We start from the raw sequence: 6342 nt of genomic DNA, 5'->3' as shown, positions 1-6342 counted from the left end.
ATACCAATTCTCATTACTAGTGAATCAAATAAGCGGCATTGCAGAGTTTTTTAATTGTGGAGTGAGAAAGAGAGGTAATAAATTTGCACAAAGCGCTCTCAAGCAAAGCAATTGTGTCGTAGATTTTGTTACGCAAAATGTTCTGTTTTATATATAACCAAAACCTCTCAACAGGATTGAGGTCAGGTGAGTATGGTGGTAGGTATATAATGTCGATATTTTTAGGTACTTTTAAATTTTTTGACTTATGCCAACTAGCACAATCCATGATAAGAAATGCCTCCCTTGTTCCTAAATATTGTGACATCTGCTCAAGGAATATATTCATACAATCAGTATTGACGTTTGAGCTAGAACTTTCTCCATTTCTGGGATTAACTGCACTATAGAGATAAAAATTTTGCCTACCTAGTTTTACCTTAACCTGTGTCCTAATGCCTTTTTTAAACCACCCGTGTCCAATCTTTGAATGTGTGCCAAACCGCGATTCATCGAAGAAAAATAGCTCTTTTTCAGGATACATGACAATAGTTTCATTAAGATTTTTTTTTAAATTCCTCTTGTTTACTTTTATCTTGTCCGTTATGCACTGGTCTTGGTGTGATATATGAGAATTTCATTCTTTGCATATTACGGTGTACTGTAGATTTGCTGATATTCAAACCAAACTTTTCTTGAATTCTTATTTTCATTTCTTTTATAGTAATATTAGGGTTTTCCTCTATCCACACCTCAACTTGTTCACATTGACTTTGATTCAATATAGTTTTTCTACGGCGTTGAGGCGGAGCAAATAATTTTTCTTCTCTGCCAAATTTTAGGTCATGCAGTAAGTGCCTTTCTTGAAATGCAGCATATCTTTGCTACGGCTGTTATACTGTGCTTTTTTGCTGCAATTACAGCATTTAGTTTTTTTGCAACATATGCGTTATTTCTTACTTTCTTCAGCATTTCTTTTGCTGATTCCACCACTTTTTCATCCAATAATTTTGATCTTAATGCCATTTAAACCTCGCTACTTTACTTACTTCAGTATGGCTTTTTTTCTATTATTGTCTATCCGTTACTTGTGTAGCGGGAATTGGTATTAGAAGTCTAATAGCAAATTTTTAAGTTCCTCTTTAACTCTTTAACCAGCGGGCTCGCATGAGGAGAGGAGAGTAAAGGTCCTCTTCCATAGATATCTTCACACTTTTTTCTTCTTCTGTAGTTGGCGGACGAGTAAGAAAGTGAATCTTTGGTGCACCACTAATTATTGCCATTGGTGTTTGCTCCGCCCCTTCTCCCATAACTAAAACAGCAGACGTTGCCAGCGCATCAAGAAGATTGACTTGTGTTACTTGCAGTGGTTGATCATAAAGATCTGGCTTGCCTATATAGGAATAAAATGGTTCAAATCCACACCAACCAAGAGCAACGCCCGTAACCCCAAGGCGCATAGGTGTTATGTTACTATCTGTAATCAAAATACCAAGATGTTTTATGCAGTGTTTTGTCTTGAGATAGTTCCATATTGACAGAGCTGTTTTCTGAACATCTTTTGGATATAGAATATACACCTCATTACCATTTGATTCATCAATACCAGCAGATGGAATTAAGATATTATCTTTAATCGTTAAACAGATACTGTGAGCCACATCAACAATTGCATCAGCTTCCCTTTTGATTAGCTCTTCTTTAGAACAAGCAGTTTTGCAAACCACTTGTTTTTGACAAATTGAAATGATTTTTGATGTGATAGCAAGAACAACTTCCTCTCTTAGCAGCTCTGAAACATAGCGATCAAGAACCTGCTCTAATACTTCTCCATATTCAATGCGGTGGGTATAAATTGCTTCAATATGCATATTAACGTGTTAGCTTGCATATAGTATAATCTTTTGTTTTGGTGAGAATAGTTTTATTCCATCCACTAAGAAGTGTTAAGTTGAAATATACATCACCTTTATAGGGTTTGTAAATTTCTGTCATGATGAACTCTGAAATTAGATTATATTCTAAAAAAAGATGCGCTATTTGTGCTCCACCAATCACAAAGATTTGAGGGTAACTCCAATTACTTTGGATTGACAAAAACTCTTGCATAGAAGAAATAATAGTGCATTTTACTCCTCTGTTAAAACAAGAATTTAATTTGTCACGAGAAAAAACAATAGGAATACGATTTCCTAATATGTCTTGAGGCATAGTTTCAAATGTCTTTCTCCCCATAACAATAACTTGTTTGTCAGTCACCTGACGAAAATGATCTAACTCACTTGGATAATGCCAGGGCAATCTATTATTTATTCCAATTACCCCCTTGGGATCAACAGCCATAATTCCGATAACTATCATCCCTGTAAAGCAGCTTGAGCTACAAAAAATCGCATGTGATCACGCACATTATGCACTCGAAGGAAATCAACCTTGTTGTGCAATGCAGATGATAAAGCAATTGTTTCTAAATCTCGGTTAAAGACAGGTTCTGTAGAAAAAGAAGAAATAAATGACTTTCTAGAATGGCCAACCAGAACTTTGCAGCCAAAACTTTGCAATGCTTCTATATTGCATAAAAGCCAGATATTCTGATATAGAGATTTGCCAAAACCAATACCAGGATCAATAATGATCGAGCTTTGATCAAAACCTAGAGCTAGTAATCTATTAATGTTCCTTTCTGCCCAATTATTTATGGTATCAATTGGATCAATGTCACTTGGGATAATGTTGTTACTATGTGGTGGTATGGAGAGTGAATGCATAATAACGATACTACATCCACTGCTAGCAATCGCTTTTAAGGTATTATCATCTAGATCTCCCTTCTGATCGTTTACCCAGGCAATGTTGTAGTGCTCCAAAACATTCAAAATAACATCTGGGCAGAAACTATCAATGCTGACTTTAATGTCACCAACTTTCATATATTGATTAAGGTCATCAAGCACTGGTTTTAAGCGTGCATATTCTGCTTTTGGAGTTTGTATTGAGGAGCCAGGTCTTGTTGATTGAGCACCAAGTTCAACTATGCTTGCACCATCTGATAACAGCCGCAGTGCCTGCTTGGTTGCTTGATCTGCATCATAATAAAGACCACCATCTGAAAATGAATCAGGAGTAATATTAACAATACCTACAAGCTCTGGTGAAAGCGTAAAACTCCTTAAAAAGCAATCCTTAATGTTAGGGTTAATAGTACCAAACGTTTTGTTAACTACTGCCATGGGACTCAGCATTGCCATCAAGTGAAGCAAAAATGGTCTGTTTATCAATTCTGGGTGAGGAATCTTAAGGTAGGATGTATCAAGTGTCAGGTTATCCCATAACAAAATATCCAAATCAATAATGCGAGGTGCCCATTTTTCATAGACCTGCGGGCGGCCAATGTCACACTCAATTTGTTTAAGGCCCTTTAACAGCTCTTCAGGAGAAGAAGAACAACTTCCATACACAACCATATTTAGAAATGGCTTGTCCCATTCAGGTGGAGCATCATTTGGTAAAATAGCCTTAGTCTCCAGAATAATTGAAGATTTTAAATTTTTAAAATAGCGCTCCTGCAGTAACTGAGCAGCCTTTTGTAAATAGAAAAAGCAATTCCCCATATTTGAGCCAATAGAAATATAGATCATTACTGTTCTTGCAGTGCATTACAATAGGTAAAAAAGACGCCCCCATGCACACCAGGAACTGGTGGTGCAGTTTTGTGAGTAGTCACCCTGATAGAAGAAATAATATGCTTTTTTTGCAGCAAAAAGTCGTTAATCATCCTGTATATCTCATGAGTTAAATGTTCGATTAAATTAAATTGCTTGCCTTGAACGAAATATTGAATGTTCCGTACTACCTCCAAATAGCAGAGAGTATCTTTAAGCTGATCAGTTGTAAGCCCTAAAGGAGGAGATTTAAAAGTGAAACCAATATCAATACTTACCAATTGGGGAGCAAACTTCTCTTCTGCGCTACATCCTAAATGAACCCAAAGCCGCAGATCAGATATAAGAAGATTACATGCAGACATTGCATTCCAATATCACTGAATTTTAACTCTGAAGCTACTTAAACTACTAACACACACTGGCATTCATCATCCCATCAAGAAAACCCCACAAGAGCTTTGCTCCCTTTTGAGCACCCTGCATAACTTTATCTTGCTCTTCTTCATCTAGATCTTCAATAAGATTTGCACACTCCTCAGAATGCCACTCATCAGCATGCATATGGACCGTAAAAAATTGAAGAGAACGCTTATCACTTATTGAATAGTGTTTTTTTAAACCTTCAATTTTAGACTTGGAAACCTCTGGAGTTTGACGTTCGTAAGCGTACAAGGCTCCAAGACCTGCCGCAAAACCTGATCTTACAATATCAAAGTAACCATCAACTAACTCCTGTGTCTCTTTAATCTGTGCACTTTCACGAAGATCAGATCGCGCAACGCCAAGCCCTTCAGCAAAACGTTGCCATAATTCTGGATGATTTTCATCACCTTGTTCCTCTTCTATTAAATTACCAAGTAAAACCTGTCGCATTTTTAGATCTGGGCACAAAAAATGTATACCACTGATGTAACGAGGAAACGCAGCAACGTGGTGATAATATTCTTTAGCATAGGTTTGTAAAGCTTGCAAGCTTAAGCTTCCTGTATTCCATGACTGGTAAAATGGATGATTTAGTAAGTGCAATTCATCTAACTTGTTATTTAGAGACTTAGTAAATTTCATTATTTCCTCCATTATATCAACATATAGTTCATATACTACAGCTTTCTCATTGTTACGATCATGCTAAGATCAACACAATGGTGGGATTGGTAGGACTCGAACCTACGGCCAATTCGTTATGAGCGAACTGCTCTAACCGACTGAGCTACAATCCCTTTTATCAATATTTATAATACACACAAAAGCAAATTTGTCTATTAGCTTATTTCACTATCAACCCAACTTGACAAATCATTTGTTGCACCAATTTTGCGTGCAATTTCCTTACCATCTTGAAATATGATTAAAGTAGGTATAGATTGCACTCCATACTTACTTGGCACTTCAGTCCCTTCATCTATGTCGAATTTGCAGATCTTAATCTTGCCTTTTCTATCCTTAGCCAATTGTTCTATACGTGGCATTAGACTTTTGCATGGCCCACACCATTCTGCCCAAAAATCTACCAGCACGAACCCTTTATAGTCAGTGACTTCAGATTTGAAATTTTGATCATTTACCGATGTAATATCATCACTCATAAAATACCTAAATTTTTGTAAAATATAGCGTATCTATTAGCAGTTAATCAACTAAATTCTTACCGCAGAGCTTGAAAAATTGCCCTAAAGTGTTTTGCACAAACAAAAAACTTCTATTACATCTGGTGGTTAAAGATATCCACGTTTTCCCAACCCATTAAGTCTAACTCAATACGAGTAGGAAGAAATTCAAAGCACTTTTGGGCCAATTCTTTTCTATTTTCACGTTCCAGCATTAAGTCTAGCTTTTCCTTTATCCTGTGAAGATACAAAACATCAGATGCAGCATAACTTTTTTGTTTGTCTGTTAAATTTTCATTTCCCCAATCAGAAGATTGCTGCTGCTTATTTAGTTTGGTATCAAGCAGCTCTAAGCACAACTCTTTTAAGCTATGATTATCTGTGTAAGTGCGAACTAAACGTGAAGCTATCTTTGTGCAATAGCACGGAAGTGCCCAAGTTTCCAAGTAATAACGTATTATGCTCACATCAAATCGCGCGAAGTGAAATATTTTAGTTATATTTTTATCCTCTAATATTTTTCTCAAATTTGGCGCTGTATAATCGTTCTTGAGTTGAACTAAGTGAGCGTTGCCATCATTAAAAGAGAGCTGTACAAGGCATAATCTATCTCTGCTATGAAGTAGCCCCATTGCCTCGGTATCAACAGCTATAGACCTTACATCATCTGGTATTGAACTAGCTGGCAAGTCGTCTTTATATAAAAATATTCCCATAAAGCTTTGTGGAATAATTAAAAACTTATGATAATCAAAAATAAGCCTTAAGTATACGAAAAGATCATAGAAGGAACCACGCAAGTTTATGGGCTCTCACATTTTTCGTGTACACGGGGGTTTACAAATTGCTGTATATGCCTATAATTAAGTAAATTTAGGTTAATTTAATTGCGGGAGTAGCTCAGTTGGTAGAGCGCAACCTTGCCAAGGTTGAGGTCGAGGGTTCGAACCCCTTCTCCCGCTCTTTGCTTTCAAAATCATTTTGTCAAAAATCCCTTGACAAACTCCGCTAGCCCCCTTATCATGAAACTGAAGCTATTGTATTTGCTTTCGCCAATCTGCAGATTAAAAGGTAAGGATTACTTAATGTAT

Annotated in this window: 7 protein-coding genes, 2 tRNA genes and 1 pseudogene; 1 reads left to right on the top strand and 9 read right to left on the bottom strand. The window is 36.6% G+C overall.

Annotated elements, in window-relative coordinates; all coding sequences use genetic code 11:
* Positions 1-16 precede the first annotated feature (16 nt).
* The 9 genes and pseudogenes from ACIPNH_RS02355 to ACIPNH_RS02315 all read right to left on the bottom strand — a co-directional run bounded on the left by ACIPNH_RS02355 (position 17) and on the right by ACIPNH_RS02315 (position 5967).
* Positions 17-1005, bottom strand: a pseudogene (locus ACIPNH_RS02355) (IS630 family transposase).
* A gap of 116 nt (positions 1006-1121) precedes the next feature.
* Positions 1122-1850: a putative folate metabolism gamma-glutamate ligase gene (locus ACIPNH_RS02350; RefSeq protein ID WP_155969135.1), complete on the bottom strand. Its 729-nt coding sequence runs from the start codon at positions 1848-1850 to the stop codon at positions 1122-1124.
* Position 1851: 1 nt separating this feature from the next.
* Complete coding sequence (locus ACIPNH_RS02345; RefSeq protein ID WP_264723992.1) at positions 1852-2340, bottom strand: dihydrofolate reductase; 489 nt, start codon at positions 2338-2340, stop codon at positions 1852-1854.
* Positions 2337-3617, bottom strand: coding sequence for a dihydropteroate synthase (folP, locus tag ACIPNH_RS02340; RefSeq protein ID WP_400771494.1), 1281 nt, complete (start codon positions 3615-3617; stop codon positions 2337-2339). The genes ACIPNH_RS02345 and folP overlap by 4 nt, the downstream gene beginning before the upstream one ends.
* A complete protein-coding gene (locus ACIPNH_RS02335; protein ID WP_400771491.1) occupies positions 3617-4006 on the bottom strand; it encodes a dihydroneopterin aldolase in 390 nt (129 codons plus the stop codon). The genes folP and ACIPNH_RS02335 overlap by 1 nt, the downstream gene beginning before the upstream one ends.
* Positions 4007-4052: 46 nt before the next feature.
* Positions 4053-4709 carry a CADD family putative folate metabolism protein gene (locus ACIPNH_RS02330; RefSeq protein WP_400771488.1) on the bottom strand — a complete coding sequence of 219 codons (657 nt, stop codon included), beginning with the start codon at positions 4707-4709 and terminating at the stop codon, positions 4053-4055.
* A gap of 78 nt (positions 4710-4787) precedes the next feature.
* Positions 4788-4864 (bottom strand) — tRNA-Ile (locus ACIPNH_RS02325).
* A 42-nt stretch (positions 4865-4906) separates the two neighbouring features.
* Entirely contained in the window at positions 4907-5230 is a 324-nt protein-coding gene (trxA, locus tag ACIPNH_RS02320) for a thioredoxin (RefSeq protein WP_007548839.1), read from the bottom strand.
* 116 nt (positions 5231-5346) lie between these two features.
* Complete coding sequence (locus tag ACIPNH_RS02315; RefSeq protein WP_015589270.1) at positions 5347-5967, bottom strand: ribonuclease D; 621 nt, start codon at positions 5965-5967, stop codon at positions 5347-5349.
* Between the two features lie 173 nt (positions 5968-6140).
* Here ACIPNH_RS02315 and ACIPNH_RS02310 point away from each other — a divergent pair.
* Positions 6141-6213: transfer RNA gene (locus ACIPNH_RS02310), tRNA-Gly, on the top strand.
* Positions 6214-6342 lie beyond the last annotated feature (129 nt).

This window comes from Wolbachia endosymbiont of Drosophila barbarae (assembly GCF_044752445.1).
Lineage (GTDB): Bacteria > Pseudomonadota > Alphaproteobacteria > Rickettsiales > Anaplasmataceae > Wolbachia > Wolbachia pipientis.
This window is presented reverse-complemented; position numbering and strand designations above follow the sequence as displayed.

Excerpts from the sequence above, each read along its gene's own strand:
- ACIPNH_RS02350 (WP_155969135.1), bottom strand. The coding sequence starts at position 1,850 with ATGCATATTGAAGCAATTTATACCCACCGCATTGAATATGGAGAAGTA.
- ACIPNH_RS02345 (WP_264723992.1), bottom strand. The coding sequence starts at position 2,340 with ATGATAGTTATCGGAATTATGGCTGTTGATCCCAAGGGGGTAATTGGA.
- folP (WP_400771494.1), bottom strand. The coding sequence starts at position 3,617 with ATGATCTATATTTCTATTGGCTCAAATATGGGGAATTGCTTTTTCTAT.
- ACIPNH_RS02335 (WP_400771491.1), bottom strand. The coding sequence starts at position 4,006 with ATGTCTGCATGTAATCTTCTTATATCTGATCTGCGGCTTTGGGTTCAT.
- ACIPNH_RS02330 (WP_400771488.1), bottom strand. The coding sequence starts at position 4,709 with ATGAAATTTACTAAGTCTCTAAATAACAAGTTAGATGAATTGCACTTA.
- trxA (WP_007548839.1), bottom strand. The coding sequence starts at position 5,230 with ATGAGTGATGATATTACATCGGTAAATGATCAAAATTTCAAATCTGAA.
- ACIPNH_RS02315 (WP_015589270.1), bottom strand. The coding sequence starts at position 5,967 with ATGGGAATATTTTTATATAAAGACGACTTGCCAGCTAGTTCAATACCA.